17 protein-coding genes and 1 pseudogene are annotated in these 16899 nt (G+C 62.6%); 11 read left to right on the plus strand and 7 right to left on the minus strand.

Annotated features, from left to right (window positions below; translation table 11 throughout):
• Position 1: 1 nt before the first annotated feature.
• The gene (locus tag JQ631_RS30335; protein ID WP_212333232.1) at positions 2 to 1690 is read right to left on the minus strand and encodes a methyl-accepting chemotaxis protein; all 1689 of its coding nucleotides are present in this window, start codon (positions 1688 to 1690) and stop codon (positions 2 to 4) included.
• Positions 1691 to 1907: 217 nt separating this feature from the next.
• On the opposite strand from JQ631_RS30335, the gene JQ631_RS30340 reads away from it, so the two are divergent.
• Positions 1908 to 2321 carry a helix-turn-helix domain-containing protein gene (locus tag JQ631_RS30340; RefSeq protein WP_212333233.1) on the plus strand — a complete coding sequence of 138 codons (414 nt, stop codon included), beginning with the start codon at positions 1908 to 1910 and terminating at the stop codon, positions 2319 to 2321.
• A 208-nt stretch (positions 2322 to 2529) separates the two neighbouring features.
• Here JQ631_RS30340 and JQ631_RS30345 read toward each other — a convergent pair whose 3' ends face one another.
• Positions 2530 to 2772, minus strand: coding sequence for a hypothetical protein (locus JQ631_RS30345; RefSeq protein WP_212333235.1), 243 nt, complete (start codon positions 2770 to 2772; stop codon positions 2530 to 2532).
• A 362-nt stretch (positions 2773 to 3134) separates the two neighbouring features.
• Here JQ631_RS30345 and JQ631_RS30350 point away from each other — a divergent pair, with 362 nt between their 5' ends.
• The 5 genes from JQ631_RS30350 (at position 3135) to JQ631_RS30370 (ending at position 8257) form a co-directional block, all read left to right on the plus strand.
• Complete coding sequence (locus JQ631_RS30350) at positions 3135 to 3524, plus strand: DUF1127 domain-containing protein (protein WP_212333236.1); 390 nt, start codon at positions 3135 to 3137, stop codon at positions 3522 to 3524.
• A 23-nt stretch (positions 3525 to 3547) separates the two neighbouring features.
• Complete coding sequence (locus tag JQ631_RS30355) at positions 3548 to 3736, plus strand: hypothetical protein (protein WP_212333239.1); 189 nt, start codon at positions 3548 to 3550, stop codon at positions 3734 to 3736.
• Between the two features lie 113 nt (positions 3737 to 3849).
• On the plus strand, positions 3850 to 6159 hold the full coding sequence (locus JQ631_RS30360) for a xanthine dehydrogenase family protein molybdopterin-binding subunit (RefSeq protein WP_212333241.1): 2310 nt from the start codon (positions 3850 to 3852) through the stop codon (positions 6157 to 6159).
• 94 nt (positions 6160 to 6253) lie between these two features.
• Complete coding sequence (locus tag JQ631_RS30365) at positions 6254 to 6703, plus strand: cytochrome c (RefSeq protein ID WP_212333243.1); 450 nt, start codon at positions 6254 to 6256, stop codon at positions 6701 to 6703.
• Positions 6704 to 6973: 270 nt separating this feature from the next.
• Complete coding sequence (locus JQ631_RS30370) at positions 6974 to 8257, plus strand: cystathionine gamma-synthase family protein (protein ID WP_212333245.1); 1284 nt, start codon at positions 6974 to 6976, stop codon at positions 8255 to 8257.
• Positions 8258 to 8384: 127 nt separating this feature from the next.
• Here JQ631_RS30370 and JQ631_RS30375 read toward each other — a convergent pair whose 3' ends face one another.
• Positions 8385 to 8804, minus strand: coding sequence for a CHRD domain-containing protein (locus JQ631_RS30375; RefSeq protein WP_212333247.1), 420 nt, complete (start codon positions 8802 to 8804; stop codon positions 8385 to 8387).
• Between the two features lie 152 nt (positions 8805 to 8956).
• Here JQ631_RS30375 and JQ631_RS30380 point away from each other — a divergent pair, with 152 nt between their 5' ends.
• Positions 8957 to 9883, plus strand: coding sequence for a c-type cytochrome (locus tag JQ631_RS30380; protein ID WP_212333249.1), 927 nt, complete (start codon positions 8957 to 8959; stop codon positions 9881 to 9883).
• 27 nt (positions 9884 to 9910) lie between these two features.
• Here JQ631_RS30380 and JQ631_RS30385 read toward each other — a convergent pair whose 3' ends face one another.
• Together JQ631_RS30385 and JQ631_RS30390 are read right to left on the minus strand one after the other, a co-directional pair.
• Positions 9911 to 10156: an Lrp/AsnC ligand binding domain-containing protein gene (locus JQ631_RS30385; RefSeq protein ID WP_212333251.1), complete on the minus strand. Its 246-nt coding sequence runs from the start codon at positions 10154 to 10156 to the stop codon at positions 9911 to 9913.
• Positions 10157 to 10244: 88 nt separating this feature from the next.
• Positions 10245 to 12227: a hybrid sensor histidine kinase/response regulator gene (locus JQ631_RS30390; protein WP_212333252.1), complete on the minus strand. Its 1983-nt coding sequence runs from the start codon at positions 12225 to 12227 to the stop codon at positions 10245 to 10247.
• A 271-nt stretch (positions 12228 to 12498) separates the two neighbouring features.
• Between JQ631_RS30390 and thiD the strand changes: the two genes are divergently transcribed.
• Positions 12499 to 13299 carry a bifunctional hydroxymethylpyrimidine kinase/phosphomethylpyrimidine kinase gene (thiD, locus tag JQ631_RS30395; protein ID WP_212333253.1) on the plus strand — a complete coding sequence of 267 codons (801 nt, stop codon included), beginning with the start codon at positions 12499 to 12501 and terminating at the stop codon, positions 13297 to 13299.
• 78 nt (positions 13300 to 13377) lie between these two features.
• On the opposite strand, the pseudogene JQ631_RS30400 reads toward thiD, so the two are convergent.
• Positions 13378 to 13683, minus strand: a pseudogene (locus tag JQ631_RS30400) (DoxX family protein); the annotation flags it as partial.
• Positions 13680 to 14066: a DUF4267 domain-containing protein gene (locus tag JQ631_RS30405; protein WP_212333254.1), complete on the minus strand. Its 387-nt coding sequence runs from the start codon at positions 14064 to 14066 to the stop codon at positions 13680 to 13682. The pseudogene JQ631_RS30400 and the gene JQ631_RS30405, both read right to left, overlap by 4 nt.
• Positions 14067 to 14184: 118 nt before the next feature.
• On the opposite strand from JQ631_RS30405, the gene JQ631_RS30410 reads away from it, so the two are divergent.
• The 3 genes from JQ631_RS30410 (at position 14185) to JQ631_RS30420 (ending at position 16840) form a co-directional block, all read left to right on the plus strand.
• Complete coding sequence (locus JQ631_RS30410) at positions 14185 to 14757, plus strand: TetR/AcrR family transcriptional regulator (protein WP_212333255.1); 573 nt, start codon at positions 14185 to 14187, stop codon at positions 14755 to 14757.
• A 213-nt stretch (positions 14758 to 14970) separates the two neighbouring features.
• On the plus strand, positions 14971 to 15783 hold the full coding sequence (locus JQ631_RS30415) for a UDP-2,3-diacylglucosamine diphosphatase (protein WP_212333256.1): 813 nt from the start codon (positions 14971 to 14973) through the stop codon (positions 15781 to 15783).
• A 13-nt stretch (positions 15784 to 15796) separates the two neighbouring features.
• Positions 15797 to 16840, plus strand: coding sequence for a glycosyltransferase family 4 protein (locus JQ631_RS30420; protein WP_212333257.1), 1044 nt, complete (start codon positions 15797 to 15799; stop codon positions 16838 to 16840).
• Positions 16841 to 16899 lie beyond the last annotated feature (59 nt).

The following is a 16899-nucleotide window of genomic DNA, read 5'->3' on the forward strand; positions in this document are numbered from 1 at the left end:
GTCAGGCGGCTCGTACGCCGGTGAGGAATTTCGATACCTCGCTCTTGAGGCGGCCGGAGTCGGAGGAAAGCGTCTGCGCCGCCGAAAGAACCTGTGAGGAAGCCGAACCGGTTTCGGTCGCGCCATGCTGCACATCGGTGATGCTCGACGAGACCTGCTGGGTGCCTTGGGCGGCCTGCTGCACGTTGCGGGAGATTTCTTGCGTTGCTGCGCCTTGTTCTTCGACTGCCGCAGCGATCGCTGAGACGATTTCGGACAACTTGTCGATCGTGTCCGAGATTTCCCTGATGGCGTTGACAGACTCCTGCGTTGCCCCCTGAATACCATTGATCTGCGTGCCGATCTCGCCGGTTGCCTTGGCAGTCTGCTCCGCCAGCGCCTTCACTTCGGAGGCAACCACGGCAAAACCGCGTCCCGCGTCACCGGCGCGAGCCGCTTCGATCGTGGCGTTGAGCGCGAGCAGATTGGTCTGGCCGGCGATCGTGTTGATCAGCTCGATGACGTCGCCTATGCGCGTCGCAGCATTGGAGAGCTCGCTGACGCGACCGCTGGTGGCGCGCGCCTGGGCCACCGCCGCGCTTGCCATTCGCGCCGATTCTTGTACCTGGTGGCTGATCTCGTTGATTGAGCAAGATAATTCCTCGGTTGAGGAGGCGACCGACTGCACGTTGGCCGAAGCCTCTTCGGAAGCGGCGGCAACGGTGGTGGACAGCTCCTTCGACCGCTTGGCGGTGCTGGAGAGCGTGCCGGCGGAAGCTTCGAGCTGGGTCGAGGCAGAGGAGACGTTGTTGACGATCTCGCCGATCATCTGTTCGAATTCACGAGTGATGCCGTCAACCCGTCGGCCGCGCTCAATCTTGGCTTCGGCGTCACTCGCGGCGGCTTCGTCGGCAATTCTTTTGGCGATTAAGGCCTCCTTGAATACCTGCAGGGCCCCAGCCATCGCGCCGATTTCGGTCCGGTCGCCCTGATGAGGCACTTCGGCGGCGAGATCGCCCTGGCCGAGGGCCTGCATCGGATGGATGATGGAAGCGATCGCCGTCGAGATGTCGCGGACGACGTAAAAACTGAAGCCGACGCCCAGAATGATCGCGATCACGACGATGATGGCGAGGGTCGTCAACGCCGAGGAATAGGTCTCGGACGCCAGCGCGGTCTCGCTTTCCGCCCCCCTGTTATTGAAACCAATATCCTTCCGCAGGATATCGTCGGACTCGTTGCCAATCTTGACGGCCTGTTTGTTCAACTCGAGGGCTTCGCGCGGGAGCTTGCCGGCTTCCTTGCGTGACAGCGCCATCACTTTGATCGCGATATCCTTGTAGTCCTGCCAATTCTTCGACCAGTCTTCGTACAGCGCGCGTTCCTCGGGAGAGGTGATCATGGCCTGGTAGGATTTGCCAATTGCGATGTTGTTTTCGACGACCTTTTCGAGCGCCTTCTCGACTGCGGCTTTCTCGTCGACCGTTTCAGCAAGGAGATGCGCGCGGAGCGTCGCGCGGTATGTAATTGTACCGGCATGCAATTCGCCCAGCACTTTCACGCTCGGTAGCCAGTGGGCCGAAATGTTGTGAGCATTGGCGTGCAGGACCCGCATGCTCTGACCGGCAAGCAGCCCCAAAGCAACCATGCCGAGGAGCAGGAGGGAGACGATCGAGATGATTTTTGAACGGATTGAGAACTTGTTGAACATGGGCACTCCGCGATTTATGCGCTCGGGCGCTTTGGATGACGACAGTCCGGATTGACGCGCCCGATGAGGGGAGCCTGCATCACAATCTGTGGTAACCTCTGACCAAGACCTTATGCAGCGTCCATTCTGGACACTTATCTCATTGCGCTGAGGTCGCCGCATAAAGCCGAAGCCGCGGACGTCGGTCTTGAGGCGACACCAATCGAAGGAGGGTCATATGCTTGCGGCGTACCCGATAATGCATCGTTTTGAGCGGCTCGCACTGGCAAAGGCGTACATTGAGCTCACGCGCGTGATGGTCGACTCTGTATTCGGCAAGGATCCCGCTGATCACTCGCTCCTGCTGATCGGCTCTGCAATCATGGTGGGCCATGCAGAGAATAAACCCATGAATGCAACGAAAATCTCGCATTACGTGGGCCTGCCGCGCTCGACAGTCATTCGCAAGCTCAACGAGTTCACGAGGATCGGCGTAGTCGTGCGTCACGGCAATTTCTATCTGCTGTCGGAAGAACGCGCGCGCAACCGGACGAAGTATGTCACCGAAGCGATGCGCATCTTCAATGCTGCCGAGAAGAGTCTGAAGGCGTCCAGTCTTGCTCTTGGAGGGCACGCTAAGACGGTCCCTTGAGCATTCCTCTGGAGAGTTTGTGGCCGTCCCATCGTGCCGGCCAGGAGGCGATATCCGATCGGGCGGAATGGCGGATCGCACGCTTTGGCGGTTCTGGATTGGGCGCGATGCCGAGATGAAGTGACGCTGATGCTGCTGGCCGCCGGAGGCCGCAGTTCGGCTCTTGAAAGGCCGAAACTAGCCCAAGGCTGCTAGCTCCCGGATCAGTCTATTGACGGTGCATGCAGGCCTGGACGTATTCCTTACGTGCCGGGTCTTTCTTGGCTTTGTAGAGACCCATCGCACTGGCTTCGTCGCGACACGTTTCCTTTTTCTCGACAATTTCCGGATGTTTCTCCGCCTTGCACTGAAAGCGGAAATGCCCTGGCGGATATTGCCCGCAGTTTTCCGCTTCGGCAGCGATGACAAGGCTGCCAAGAAGTATCAAAGCGCCAATCACTGTTCTAATCATGAGGCACCCGAACTAGACTGATGTTTCGCGGCCTTCACGACGAGCATAATGCCGACCCTCCCCAGCAAGCAACAGTGCGGTCCAGCCTCGCAGGACTAATGCCGCTGGTGCGGGCTCGCGCCCAGGGTGCAGCCGGCCTCCGCACATCTCTTGATTTTGCAAGGCCGTCGTGGTATCAGCCGCCCATGATTAAATGCTCGCGCAAAGTCAACTTCAACCACATGACCCGCTTCGGCTGGGCCGTGGAAGGAGTCGTGCGCTAGCATTTCGTCGACGACATCTTTTCACAAAGGCCCCGCCGGCGTCGGACGGGGCCTTTTGTTTGGCCACGCTCGCTGCCGGCACAACAGCAGGAGCGTACGATGCCACCACAAATATCGAACATCTCGCCCGGGATTGAGGGCGATGCCGCAAGGCGCGGCCTCAGCCTCTCGATCATGTCGGCGAAGAACGCGGTCGACCGGGCTTTGGCCGCGCGCCTCAAGGCGTCCGCCGCGGCGTTGGATGGCGCTTCGCCGGACAAGGATGCTGCCGGGCCGACGGCGCCAGGCGTCCTCGATCTTCTCAGGCGAGCCTGGCTTGCGGCCCGGCAGCGGCGCAGGAATCCCCGGCTCAACTTGCAGGATCTGAGCGACAGGGAGCTGATGGACATAGGCCTGACGCGCGGCGAGATCGACCATCTCACGCCTCAGCGCGCCCTCGATAACCTGAGAGACAGCACGCGGTATCTCTGGAGCCGTGGAGGGATGTAAATGATCAAGTGCAAGAAGCGGGCATGCGCTCTGAGAGCAAATGGCGGTCGTTACGGCCGCTTGTTCTCAGGCGTGCGCTGCGGCGCGAGTTCGGCAGCAGTTCTGCCGTCGGCCAATTGGCCGGGGCAGAGCCCATCCAAGACGCCCTGGAGATCATCGACCTTCTCAGGGAAATGACCGCGCTGCGGCCCTTCCGTCCGATCTCGCTCTGACGGGCCAAGCACGAGGCAATTTTTCGCGGGCCTGGCCTGCCTAATCCCGTTTGCACTGCCACTTTTTCCACGGCAATATGCCGGCAAAACAACCATAGGACGGGATAAGAAAAATGGCGGCTCCCATCAAGTTCGGCGTTGGCCAAAGCGTGCTGCGCAAAGAGGATGACGCGCTCATCCGCGGCAAGGGCCGCTATACCGATGATTATGCGCCGCAAGCCGCGCTGCGCTGCCTGATGCTGCGCTCGCCGCATGCGCATGCCAAATTCACCATCGATGCCAGCCGCGCCCGCACTCTTCCTGGCGTTGCGTTGATCCTGACCGCGGCCGAGGTCGGAGATCTCGGCCATCTGCCCTGCCTGTTCAATCTCGAGACCGATCCGTTCACCGGCCCCCCTTACCCGATCCTGGCCAAGGACGAGGTGCGGCATGTCGGCGATTCCGTCGCCTTCGTCGTCGCCGAGACCATCGACCAGGCCCGTGATGCGATCGAGGCCATCGACGTCAAATGGAGCCCGCTGCCCTCGGTGACCGGCGTCGTCAACGCCGTCAAGAAGGGCGCGCCGCAGGTCTGGCCGGATAAGGCCGGCAACGTCCTGTTCGACGTCTCCATCGGCGAAAAGGCGGCGACCGAAGCTGCGTTCGCCAAGGCACACGCGGTGGCCGAAATCTCCATCGTCAATCCGCGCGTGGTCGCGAGCTTCATGGAAGCGCGCGCGGCCGTCTGCGAGTACGACGCCAAGAACGATCATTTGACGCTGACTGTCGGCAGCCAGGGCAGCCATCGGCTGCGCGATATCCTCTGCCAGAACGTGCTCAACATCCCGACTGACAGGATGCGGGTGATCTGCCCCGACGTGGGCGGCGGTTTCGGCACAAAACTGTTTCCCTACCGGGAATACGCCCTGTTGGCAGTTGCCGCGCGAAAGCTGAAGAAGGCTGTGAAATGGGCGGCTGACCGTACCGAACATTTCGTGGGCGATGCGCAGGGCCGCGACAACGTCACCACCGCGAAGATGGCGCTGGCCGAGGACGGCAAGTTCCTCGCGATGGATTGCGACCTGATGGGCGACATGGGCGCGTATCTGTCGACCTTCGGACCCTATATCCCGCATGGTGGCGCCGGCATGCTGCCGGGCCTGTATGACATCCAGGCCTTCCATTGCCGGGTACGCACGATCTTCACCAACAGCGTGCCTGTCGATGCCTATCGCGGCGCGGGCCGGCCTGAGGCCGCCTATGTGATCGAGCGCCTGGTCGATGCCTGTGCGCGCAAGCTCGACATGACGCCGGACGCGATCCGCCGCAAGAATTTCATCCAGCCGAAGGCGCTGCCCTACAAGACTGCCACCGGCAAGATCTACGATTCCGGCGATTTCGCCGCGCATCTCAAGCGTGCGATGGAGATCGGCGACTGGAAGGAGTTTTCAAAGCGCGCCAAGGCGGCCAAGAAGAACGGGCTGATCCGTGGCATCGGGCTGGCGAGCTATGTCGAGGTCTGCGGCACCATGGGCGAGGAGACCGCCAATGTACGGATGGACCCCAATGGCGACATCACCGTCCTGATCGGCACGCAGTCGAGCGGGCAGGGCCACCAGACCGCCTATGCGCAGATCGTCGCGGAGCAGTTCGGTGTTGCGCCGGAGCGCGTCCACGTTCACCAGGGCGACACCGCCATGATCGCCACGGGCCTCGGCACCGGCGGCTCGGCCTCGATCCCCTCGGGCGGCGTCAGCGTCGAACGTGCTACGCGCGAACTCGGCCAGAAGCTGAAGGAGATCGCGGCACAGGCGCTGGAAGCGAGCGCTGGTGACCTCGAGATCACCGACGGCATCGTACGCATCGCCGGCACCGACCGCTCGATCTCGTTCGCCGATCTCGCCAAGCGACCCGGCGCGGATCCGTCCAAGCTGAACGCGAGCGCGACCTTTGCCAGCGCCGACGGTACCTATCCCAATGGCACACATGTCGCAGAGGTCGAAATCGATCCGGCCACCGGCATCATCAAGATCGTCAACTATGTGATCGTCGATGATTTCGGCAAGACACTCAATCCGCTGCTTTTGGCGGGCCAGGTGCATGGCGGCGCCATGCAGGGCATCGGCCAGGCGCTGATGGAGCAGGTGGTCTATGGCGCGGGCGACGGCCAGCTCATCACCGCGACCTTCATGGACTACGCGCTGCCGCGCGCGGCCGACGGTCCTTCCTTCGTGTTCGAGACCAACAACATTCCCTGCACGACCAATCCGATGGGCGTGAAGGGGGCGGGCGAAGCCGGTGCGATCGGCTCCTGTCCGGCGGTGGTCAACGCCATCGTCGACGGGCTCTGGCGCGAATACAAGATCGACCACATCGACATGCCGGCAACGCCGGAGCGGGTGTGGATCGCGATCAACGAGCATCGTCGCCGCCATAGCCTGTAAGGCGGTCGTCCGGCCCGCGGGAATTAACTGCCCGCGGCCGGGTTCTAACCTCAATGGTCATCCCCAAACCGACTTGCGAGCGGAGAGAAAGCCGATGAAACGTACGTTGATTGTTGCGGGCACCTTGGTGCTGGGTGCGGGCGCCGTCATGGCGCAGCAGGAGATTGCCGTCCAGCAGGACAATCTGATGCGCTCGCAGGCCAAGAGCCTCTACACCGTCATGCTGAAGATGACGAAGGGCGACATTCCCTACAACCAGAAGGCCGTCGACGAGGCAATCGCCAATCTGGATGCGGACGTAGCCAAGATCGCCAAGACGTTCGAGACCAATCCGAAGCAGGACGTGGTGAACGCGACCTACGGCTCGTCACCGAAAGTGTGGCAGCAGAAGGCTGATTTCGATTCGAAGATCCCGCCGGTGCAAAAGGCGATCGCCGATGTCAAAGGCAAAATCCACAATGTCGCCAGCCTCAAGGCGGCCTACACCTCGATCAATGACCGCTGCAACGATTGCCACGAGACGTACCGGCTGAAGCTGAAGTAAGGCTGCGGCTCGTCCACATGTAGCCCGGATGGAGCGAAGCGAAATCCGAGTGCGCTGTTGAGGCGGTGAGACTGTTCCCGGATGACGCTTCCGCTCCATCCGGGCTACGGGACTCATGATTCGGAGATGACCACGATCAATTCTCCTCCCACGCCCTGACGGATTGCCGTCAGAACGACTATGTTTGCTCGCGCCGCCGCGGCGTTGATGCCTCACGCTGTCAGGAGTTCCGACGCGCGGCGGGGATCTCAGTCAACAGCGAGACAGGCCATGGCAAAACCGTTCCCGTCGAAAACCCATATCGGCAACCATATGCTGCATCCGGAAACGCTGATGCTGACCTATGGCTACGATCCGCAGCTGTCGGAAGGCGCCATCAAGCCGCCGGTGTTCTTGACTTCGACCTTCGTGTTCAAGACGGCCGAGGACGGGCAGGACTTTTTCGATTACGTCGCAGGCCGGCGCGAGCCGCCGGAAGGCATGGGCGCGGGCCTGGTCTATTCGCGCTTCAACCACCCCAACAGCGAGATCGTCGAGGACAGGCTCGCCATCTACGAGCGTACCGAAAGCTGCGCGCTGTTCGCATCCGGCATGGCGGCTATCTCGACGACGATTCTCGCTTTCGTTCGTCCCGGCGACGTCATCCTCCATTCACAACCGCTCTATGGCGGCACCGAGACGCTGCTGACGAACACGCTGTCGCGTTTCTCGATCGGCGCGGTCGGCTTTGCCGATGGCGTTGACGAAGCCGTCGTCAACCAGGCTGCCGAAGAGGCGATGCGCAGGGGCCGGGTTTCGATGATCCTGGTGGAGACTCCGGCCAACCCGACCAATGGCCTGGTCGACATCGCGCTGATGCGCCGCGTTGCCGACGTCATCGGCAAGGCCCAGGGCCACACGCCGATCATCGCATGCGACAATACGCTCCTCGGCCCGGTGTTTCAGCGGCCGATCGAGCACGGCGCCGACATCTCGCTGTACTCGCTGACCAAATATGTCGGAGGTCACTCCGACCTGATTGCGGGCGCCGCGCTCGGCACCAGGGCGGTGATGAAGGGCATCAAGGCGCTGCGCGGCGCCATCGGCACCCAGCTCGATCCGCATTCCTGCTGGATGATCAACCGCTCGCTGGAAACCTTGAGCCTGCGCATGGAGAAGGCCAACAGCAACGCGCGCCTCGTCGCGGACTTCTTGCGCGACCATGCCAAGGTCGCCAAGGTCCACTATCTCGGCCATCATGCGGAGACGTCGCCAGCCGGGCGCGTGTTCGCGCGGCAATGCCTGGGGGCGGGATCGACGTTCTCGTTCGACATTGCCGGCGGTCAGGCGGCGGCGGAGGCGTTTCTCAACGGCTTGCAGATCTTCAAGCTCGCGGTCAGCCTTGGCGGAACGGAATCGCTGGCGAGCCTGCCGGCGACGATGACCCATTCCGGCGTCCCGGCCGACATCCGCCGCAAGATTGGCGTGCTCGATTGCACCATTCGGCTGTCGATCGGCATTGAAAACCCGTCGGACCTGATCGCGGATCTCGAGCACGCGCTGAGTGCAGCTTGAACGCCGCGCCAATGGAAAATCTTGCCTCGTGCCCGTTGGTTCCATTCGGCTGCGGGAAGAGCCCGCCCGGAATCGAAAAGGCCGGACGCTTCGCGCGTCCGGCCTTCGCGAAAAGTCGCTCTAAAACTTACTTCGTCACCTGGCCACGGATTTCGCCGCCCGGGTTGGCCGCGGTGTGAATGTTGACGTAGAGCTTGCCGGCGAGGAGATCGGAGGCCTGCGCGTCGGTGAGCGTCGCACTGCCTTCGACCGGGCTGCTGGCGATGCCCGGGATCGGGACCATCACGCCGGCATTCTTGCCGGCCTCAGCCGGGCCGTGGAAATGGGCGGCGGTGGCGGCGCCGGTGAGTCCGGAATAGGTCACCTTCCAGGAGAGCTTCTTGGTGGCGGCGTCATAGTCGAGATCGGCCTTGCCGGTGCCGCTGCTGGTGGTGGCAGGGACTTCGGACTTGCCGTCCAGCGTCGCCTTCAATTTCTCCGCGCTGGCCGAGCCTGCGAATGCGACGGCGGCTCCGAGTGCCAGCGTGGCAAAAAGCGCTTTGTTCATGGGTCTCTCCTGTTGACGCCCGATTACGGTCAACTTGCAAACAGTGCGGTTCCGACTTTATTCCCGGATTCCGATCAAACCATCTAAATTATTCGTGGCTGGAGCGGCGGCGGGATGATCCGTAAATTCGCTCGGGCGCGATGGGATCCTCAATGCTGCGACGAACAATTTGTGTCATTTTGATTGTCGGTGTCGCAGCCCTTGCCGCCTACTGGTGGCTGACCGCGCCGACCGCTTTGGCCTTGCCGGCTCCGACGCGCGGGCCTGATCTCGCCAACGGGCAGGAGCTGTTCAATGCCGGCGGCTGCTCGTCCTGCCATGCAGTGCCCAACCAGCCGGATCGTTTGCGGCTCGGCGGTGGTCTCGCGCTCGGCTCGCCGTTCGGCACGTTCTATGCGCCGAACATTTCGCCTGATATCACCGACGGCATCGGCCGCTGGAGCGAGGCCGATTTCGTCAACGCGGTGATGCGCGGCATCTCGCCCGAGGGCACGCACTACTTCCCGGCGTTTCCCTACACGTCCTACCACATCGCCAAGGTCGACGATGTCCGCGATCTCTTTGCCTACCTGAAGACATTGCCGCCGGTGTCGGGGCGGGTGCGCGATCACGACCTGCCGTTTCCCTTCAACATCCGCCGCAATGTCGGCATCTGGAAATTGCTGTTCATGGACGTCAGGCCGTTCATGCCGGATGCGACGCGCTCAGCGCAATGGAATCGCGGCGCCTATCTCGTCAACGGCTTTGGCCATTGTGCCGAGTGCCACAGCCCGCGCAACACCCTCGGTGGCGTCATTCGCGGCGAGCGCTTCGCGGGGGGCCCCAATCCCGAAGGCGAGGGCTGGGTGCCGAACATCACGCAGAAGGGCTTGGGCAGCTGGAGCGAGAAGGATATCGCCGACTTCCTTGAGACCGGCGACATGCCCGAGGGCGACAGCGCATCGCGCTCGATGCGGCCGGTGATCAAGAACCTCGCGCTGTTGACATCAGAGGATCGCGCGGCGATGGCCGCGTACCTGAAGTCGTTGCCGCCGATCGATGGTCCGACGCCGCCCAAGCGTAAAGAGGGTGGCGGCTAGAGCGGGTCCATTTCAATCGACACGCCGCTAGCTCGTGCCGAACGCCTTGAAGGTTATGATGGTGAGGGTGTCCTGGATGCCCGGCAGCACCTGCACCTTCTCGTTGACGAAGTGGCCGATGTCGGTGTCGTTGTCGACATAGAACTTGACCAGCAAGTCGTATTGGCCGGCGGTGGAATAGATCTCGGAGGCGATCTCGGCTTCGGCAAGCGCATTGGCGACCGTATAGGACTGGCCGAGCTTGCATTTGATCTGGACGAAGAAAGGAACCATTGCAGTCACTCCGAAGGCATATCTCGCCGGCTAATAGGCCAAAACCGCCCCGATTTAGCAAGCGGACTCGCCGACCGCCAGATGCCGGTCAGGGCCCTGAAATCACCGCCGCGGCGGAAAAGGCGTCCCTGAGTCGCTGAGCGAGTTCGGCCTTGCGGTAGGGCTTGGTCAGGACAACCGCCTGCGCCTGCGCGCGGCCTTGCTCGACCAAGGTCTCCAGCGCATAGCCCGAGGTGAACAGCACCGGCAGTCCCGGTCGAATGCGCCGGGCCTGGTCGGCGAGCTCCCAGCCGCTCATGCCGCCGGGCATCACGATATCGGTGAACAGCATGTCGATGCCGGGGTCGGCGCGCAGCCGCTGCAAGGCCTCCTTGCCATTGACGGCCGCGACGACGCGATAGCCGAGCGCCTCCACCCGAAGGATCACCGAGGAGCGCACGAACGGATCGTCCTCCGCGATCAGGATGGTCTCATGGCCGCGCGGCGCGGCGTCTTCGTTGTCCGTCGCGTCGGTCAGCAATTGTCCGCCGGCGCACGGCAGGTAGATCCGGATCGTCGTGCCCAGGCCCTGTTCGCTATAGATCGAGACATGGCCGTCGGATTGCTTTGCGAAGCCATAGACCATGCTCAGGCCGAGCCCTGAACCCTTGCCGACCTCCTTGGTGGTGAAGAACGGCTCGAAGGCGTGCTCGATCACTTCGGGCGTCATGCCTTCGCCGTCATCGGTGATGGAAATCAGCGCATAGGCGCCGGACGCCATTTCCGGGTGCAGCGCACGATAGTCGTCGTCGACCGCGGCGAGCTCCGTGCTCAGCGTCAGATGTCCACCTGACGGCATGGCATCCTGCGCGTTCAGCGCCAGATTCAGCACGGCGGATTCGAGCTGGGAGCGGTCGGCAAAGGCCTGGATCGTGCCGGGCCCGAAGGCGGTGCTGATCTCGATGTTCTCGCGCAGGGTGCGCTTGAACAGCTTGAGCATCGACAAGATCAGCTCGCGGCAATCGATCGTCTGCGGCCGTAGCAGCTGGCGACGGCTGAAGGCGAGCAGCCGCTGCGTGAGCTCCGCGCCGCGTTCACCGGACTGGCAGATGTCGTCGGCGAATTGCCGCAGATCGGGCCGGCCCTTGAGTTGCTCGCTGAGGTGCTCGGCATTACCGATAATGACGGTCAGGAGGTTGTTGAAGTCATGCGCGATCCCGCCGGAGAGCTGGCCGACCGTCTCCATCTTCTGCGCTTGCTGGAGCTGCTGCTCGGTCAGCTTGCGCGCGGTGAGATCGTGGACGATGCCCACATAGATCAGCTCGCCGTCCTGCCACGCCTGGCCGACCGACAGATCCATCGGAAAGTGTGACCCGTCCTTGCGCAGGCCGGTGGTCTCCCCAGTTGCGAAACGCTGCGCATGGGCGGCGGGCAGACGCTTCCCTTGGTCGGACATCAGCATGCCGATGTCGAGATTCATGACCTCGCCGGCGCGATAGCCGAACAGCCGTTCGCAGGCAGGATTGAACAGGAGAATGCGGGCTTGCGCATCGAACAGGATGACGCCGTCGACCGCAGTTTCGACGACTGCGGTGAGGCGCGCCACGCTTTCGCGCATCGCGCGCTGCGCCTCTCCGACCTGTTTGAGCAGCAGTGTCGCATCGCGGCGCTTGATCTCTTCCACTTCGAGCGCGGCCTGGACCTTTTCCAGCTCGAACGGAGAGGGGATCGTCAGGATCTTGGGCAGGAGCGGCCACAGTGCCGCCGCGGTGAAGATCGACGCAATAGCGGTCAGCGCCTTGACCAGGCCCTCGATGCCATAGACCGGGACCCAGAGCGTGTAGATCGACAGCAGATGCGTCAGACCGCACGCCGTAATGAAGATCGCAAACGCCCAATAGACCCACCCGAACTGGAGGTCGCGCCGTTTGGTGACGAGAATCGCCAGCGCAAACGGGATCGAGAAATAAGCCGCCGCGATGCAGGCGTCCGAGACGACATGGAGCCAGATCAGCTCAGGCTCCCACAGCAGGCAGATGCCGTGCGGTGACAGCGTCGAGGAGTCGAGGAGACGTTCGAAATAGGCCCACATGGTTGGTTCCCGAGAGGGGCAGGCCGGAGCCCGCAATTTTGAGTCGCTGGACGAATCCACCGACTAACGTGTCATTCGCACGCTTGGCCGCCAAGGCCGGGCGATGCCGTGGTCTTATTTTCGCAGGGTATGCACGCTTGGGGGACGACAATGCCGCGAAGCATCGGCCTCGCCTGATTCGTCGGCTTGCTGGGGCTCCGCCAGCGCGCTAGGGATGAGCCATGTCAGGACCGGTGATGACCATGTTTTCTCCAAGCAAGCGTATCCTGCGATGACCACACCCGTTGCGCTCACCATCGCCGGCTCCGACTCGAGCGGCGGCGCCGGCATTCAGGCCGACCTGAAGACCTTTGCCGCGCTCGGTGTCTTTGGCGCCTCGGCGATCACGGCGCTGACGGCGCAGAACACCAGAGGCGTCACCGGCATTCACGCGGTGCCCGCCGATTTCGTCACCGCACAGATTGACGCGGTCTTCTCCGATCTCGAGGTCGGAGCGGTCAAGATCGGCATGGTGGCGCAGGCAGGCAGCATCGATGCGATCGCCGCGGCGTTGTCGCGCTGGAAGCCTCGGCACATCGTGCTCGACCCGGTGATGGTCGCGACATCAGGCGACCGCCTGCTGGCCGCTGACGCCGTCGAAGCCTTGCGCACGAAGCTGATGCGGCTGGCGACCGTGATCACGCCCAATCTGCCTGAGGCCGCCGCACTGCTCGACGAGCCGGTCGCGCGAAGCGAGGCCGAGATCGAAAGCCAGGGGCGTCGTCTGCTCGGGCTCGGCTGCCGCGCGGTCCTGATCAAGGGCGGGCACGGCGAGGGTGCGGAGAGCACCGACTATCTCGTCAGCGCCGACACCACGATCGTACTCGCCGCGCCGCGCGTCGCCACGCGCAACACCCATGGCACCGGCTGCTCGCTGTCCTCGGCCGTTGCGGCCGGCCTTGCCAAGGGCGACGATCTCGAGACGGCCGTGCGCAATGCCAAGAGCTGGATCAGCGCGGCAATTGCTTCTGCCGACCGCTTCAGTGTCGGGCACGGCCACGGGCCGATCCATCATTTCCACAAGTTCTACTGACGCCGCTGCGAACGCCAGGCCTGCTCGTGTCAGCGGCCATGAATTCTGTTTGGCACGCTGGTGCTCAAGACATGTCCCTGCAAGCGCAATCAAGGCGGCGAAGACACCAAGCGGTACGAGGTGGGAAAATTCGCGATGGCGCAGGATGGTCAAGATGGCAGCCAAGATGATGGTCGCGCCTAGTGCCAAGCCCACGATGCGGCTGGCGGGGACCGCAATCAGAGCGGCGCTTACCATCTCCAGTCCGCCGGTGAGGCTGCTCCACCAGCGCGGATAACCCCATCGCGCGAAGTTGTCCTGCGTCGCGGATGTGCCGATGGCGTTGTAGAGGCCTGCGCCAAGGAGTGCCGCAACGAGCAGGCAGAGCGAAACAACATGGATCATGTCAGGGGCACATCCGTCATCATGGGGATGGCCGCCAAAATCATGATGACCGCCGTGAGGCCGTGAATGCCCAAAGCGCTGCGTACAGAGCCCTTGGCTGCAAGCACGAGCAGCATATCGCCAACGGGGATGATGGCTTCAACAAGCAGGACGATGCCGACCCCGCGCGGGAAGTTGCTCGCCATGAACGCCAGTAGGATCAATCCGGACGCGATGTCACGAACACCCTTGAGCCGGAGCCACCAGGCGATGTTGGCGCTGTCTTCAGGGAGCGGCAGGCCGAAACTGCGTATCGCTATCATTGGGTTCAGGAGATAAAGGATGCCGATCCCGATAATCGCGAGAGCCAGGAGCAGCGCCGCTCCGAGCGGAAGCCCATGCATGACAATCTTCCTATCATTCCAAGTTAATCTAGCGATGCTAGTTTATTTAAACTAGCGTTGCTAGATCGTCAAGCGTTGATCATAGATTGTTGGTGGCGTTTGGTCTGGGAGCTCGAAAGTGGGGATCGCGGAACGGAAGGATAGGCAGCGTGCCGAGCGTGAACGCCGCATCATCGCGGCCGCGCGCGTGATCGCCGAGCGCGAGGGATGGAGCGCCGTGACGATCCGTCGTCTCGCCGATGAGATCGAACATAGCCAGCCCGTGCTCTACTCGCATTTCGAAAACAGGGATGCGATCGTTAGTGCGGTTGCGCTGGAAGGATTCCGGGAGATCGCAGCCGCTCTTCGCGACTCAGCGAATGGATCGACCGGACGAAACGCCGTCAAGAATGTCGCGACGGCCTATCTCGCCTTCGCGCTCGATAATCCCGCGCTCTATCAAGCCATGTTTATCCTTCCGACAGATCTGCGCTTCGCCTCCGCCGAGACCAGACCGGAACTGCGGGCCGGGTTCGAAGCTCTTGCTGCAGTGGTGACGCCGTTTTGCGCCGATGTGGCTGTTGCAACCGAGGCGTTTTGGGCGGCGCTGCATGGGCTTGCCGAACTCGAACGTTCGGGCCGTATAAGGCCCAACATGCGCGGTGAACGTATCGCGCTTGTTGTTCGGGCCGTGGTTGCTTCTGGAAAATAGCCGCTGGTTCGGCTTGCACTGTGTCGGATGTGGGACGTCTTCTACCGCCCTGGTTCGGGCTTTGCGAAGAGCCATCGCCCGGCCATGTCGCCTGATTGTCGCATGCGGCTGATATTCGCGGGGAGGGCGAGGCAAGGTCTGATTCGTATCTGAGGGTGCCTCAAAGGTTCAATCGTCATCCCCCTGTCACGGGATATTGTTACAGGCTGTCGCATGGGAAGTTACGATGTGAGTGACGAGAGCCCGGAGCGGCGCTTTCGCACGTTGTTCATCTCCGACGTTCACCTCGGAGCCCGCGGTTCGCAAGCCGACCTTTTGCTGGACTTCCTGCGCTATCATGATGCCGACACCATCTATCTTGTAGGCGACATCGTCGATGGCTGGGCGCTGAAATCGAGCTGGCACTGGCCGCAATCGCATAACGACCTCGTCCAGAAGCTGCTGCGCAAGGCGCGCAAGGGCGCCAAGGTCATCTACATTCCGGGCAATCACGACGAGTTCCTGCGCAACTATTACGGCACGCATTTCGGCGGCATCGACGTCGTCGAGAACACCGTCCACACCGGCGTGGACGGCAAGCGCTATCTCGTCATCCACGGCGACATATTCGACCTCGTTGTGCAGAACGCACGCTGGCTCGCCCATCTCGGCGACAAGGCCTACGACTTCGCGATCCAGATGAATCGCTTCGTCAACTTCTTCCGTCGCATGTTCAAAGTGCCCTACTGGTCGCTGTCGCAATGGGCCAAGCAGAAGGTCAAGAACGCCGTCAACTATATCGGGGCGTTCGAGCAGGCGCTCGCAGCCGAGGCGCGGCGCCATGACGCCGACGGCGTGATCTGCGGCCACATCCACTACGCCGTGATCCGCGACGAGAACGGCATCCGCTACATGAATTGCGGCGACTGGGTCGAGAGCTGCACTGCGCTCGTCGAGCACGACGACGGCCGTTTCGAGATCATCACTTGGGCGGATCACCTGCAGAAGCCGGCAGAGGTTCCGCAGGTGGCGGCCAGAGCTGCCTGACGAGAGCTGCTTGATGCGCATCCTGGTCGCGACCGACGCCTGGCATCCGCAAGTCAACGGTGTGGTTCGGACGCTGACCAAGCTCGCTGATGCCGCCAAGACGCTCGACGTCGAGTTCACATTCCTGACGCCGCAATCGTTTCGCACTTTTGCGATGCCCAGTTATCGCGACGTACGACTCGCCATGCCGCGCCCGGCGCGCATCGCAAAACTGATCGCGGAAGCACGGCCCGACAGCATCCATATCGCGACGGAAGGGCCGATCGGCCTGATGGTCCGCCGCTATTGCCGGCAGCGCAAGCTGCCGTTCACGACCAGCTTCCACACCCGCTTCCCCGAATATGTTCGCGCCCGCGTGCCGGTTCCGGGTTCGCTGATCTGGCGGGCGCTGCGCCGTTTCCACAGTCCGAGCCGGGCCGTGATGGCGGCGACGCCTGCGCTGGCCCGCGAACTCGGCGAGCGCGGCTTCGACAATGTCGTGCTGTGGCCGCGCGGTGTCGACACGCATCTGTTCCATCCTCGGGCCGTCGACCTCTGCCTGCCGGCTCCGGTGTTCCTCTCGGTCGGCCGCGTCGCGGTGGAGAAGAATCTGGAAGCGTTTCTCGACCTCGATCTGCCAGGCACCAAGGTGATCGTCGGCGACGGACCGGCGCGCAACGCGCTGGAAGAGGCCTATCCCGAGGCGATTTTCCTGGGCGAAAAGCACGGCGAGGAGCTGGCCGACATTTATGCGGCGGCCGACGTCTTCGTGTTTCCGAGCAAGACCGACACGTTCGGGCTCGTCCTGCTCGAGGCGCTTGCCAGCGGCCTGCCGGTTGCGGCGTTCCCGGTGAAGGGGCCGCTCGACGTCATCGGCAATGCGCCGGTCGGTGCGCTGGACAATGACCTACGCAATGCCTGCTTCGCGGCGCTCGACATTTCCAGGCAGGTCTGCATCGAATTCGCCGCCGCCTACACCTGGGAGGCCTCGGCGCAGGCCTTCATCGACAGCATCCGCGCGGTCGGTGCCGTGCTGCCCGGCCGGGACGGGGCGGAGCAGCCGCGTTTCGTCGCTTAAGGGAAAAAATCCTCGCGCGGAGGTGTCTTGCCCGCACCTCGCCGGCCGCGATAACATCG

This window comes from Bradyrhizobium manausense (genome assembly GCF_018131105.1).
GTDB lineage: Bacteria > Pseudomonadota > Alphaproteobacteria > Rhizobiales > Xanthobacteraceae > Bradyrhizobium > Bradyrhizobium manausense_B.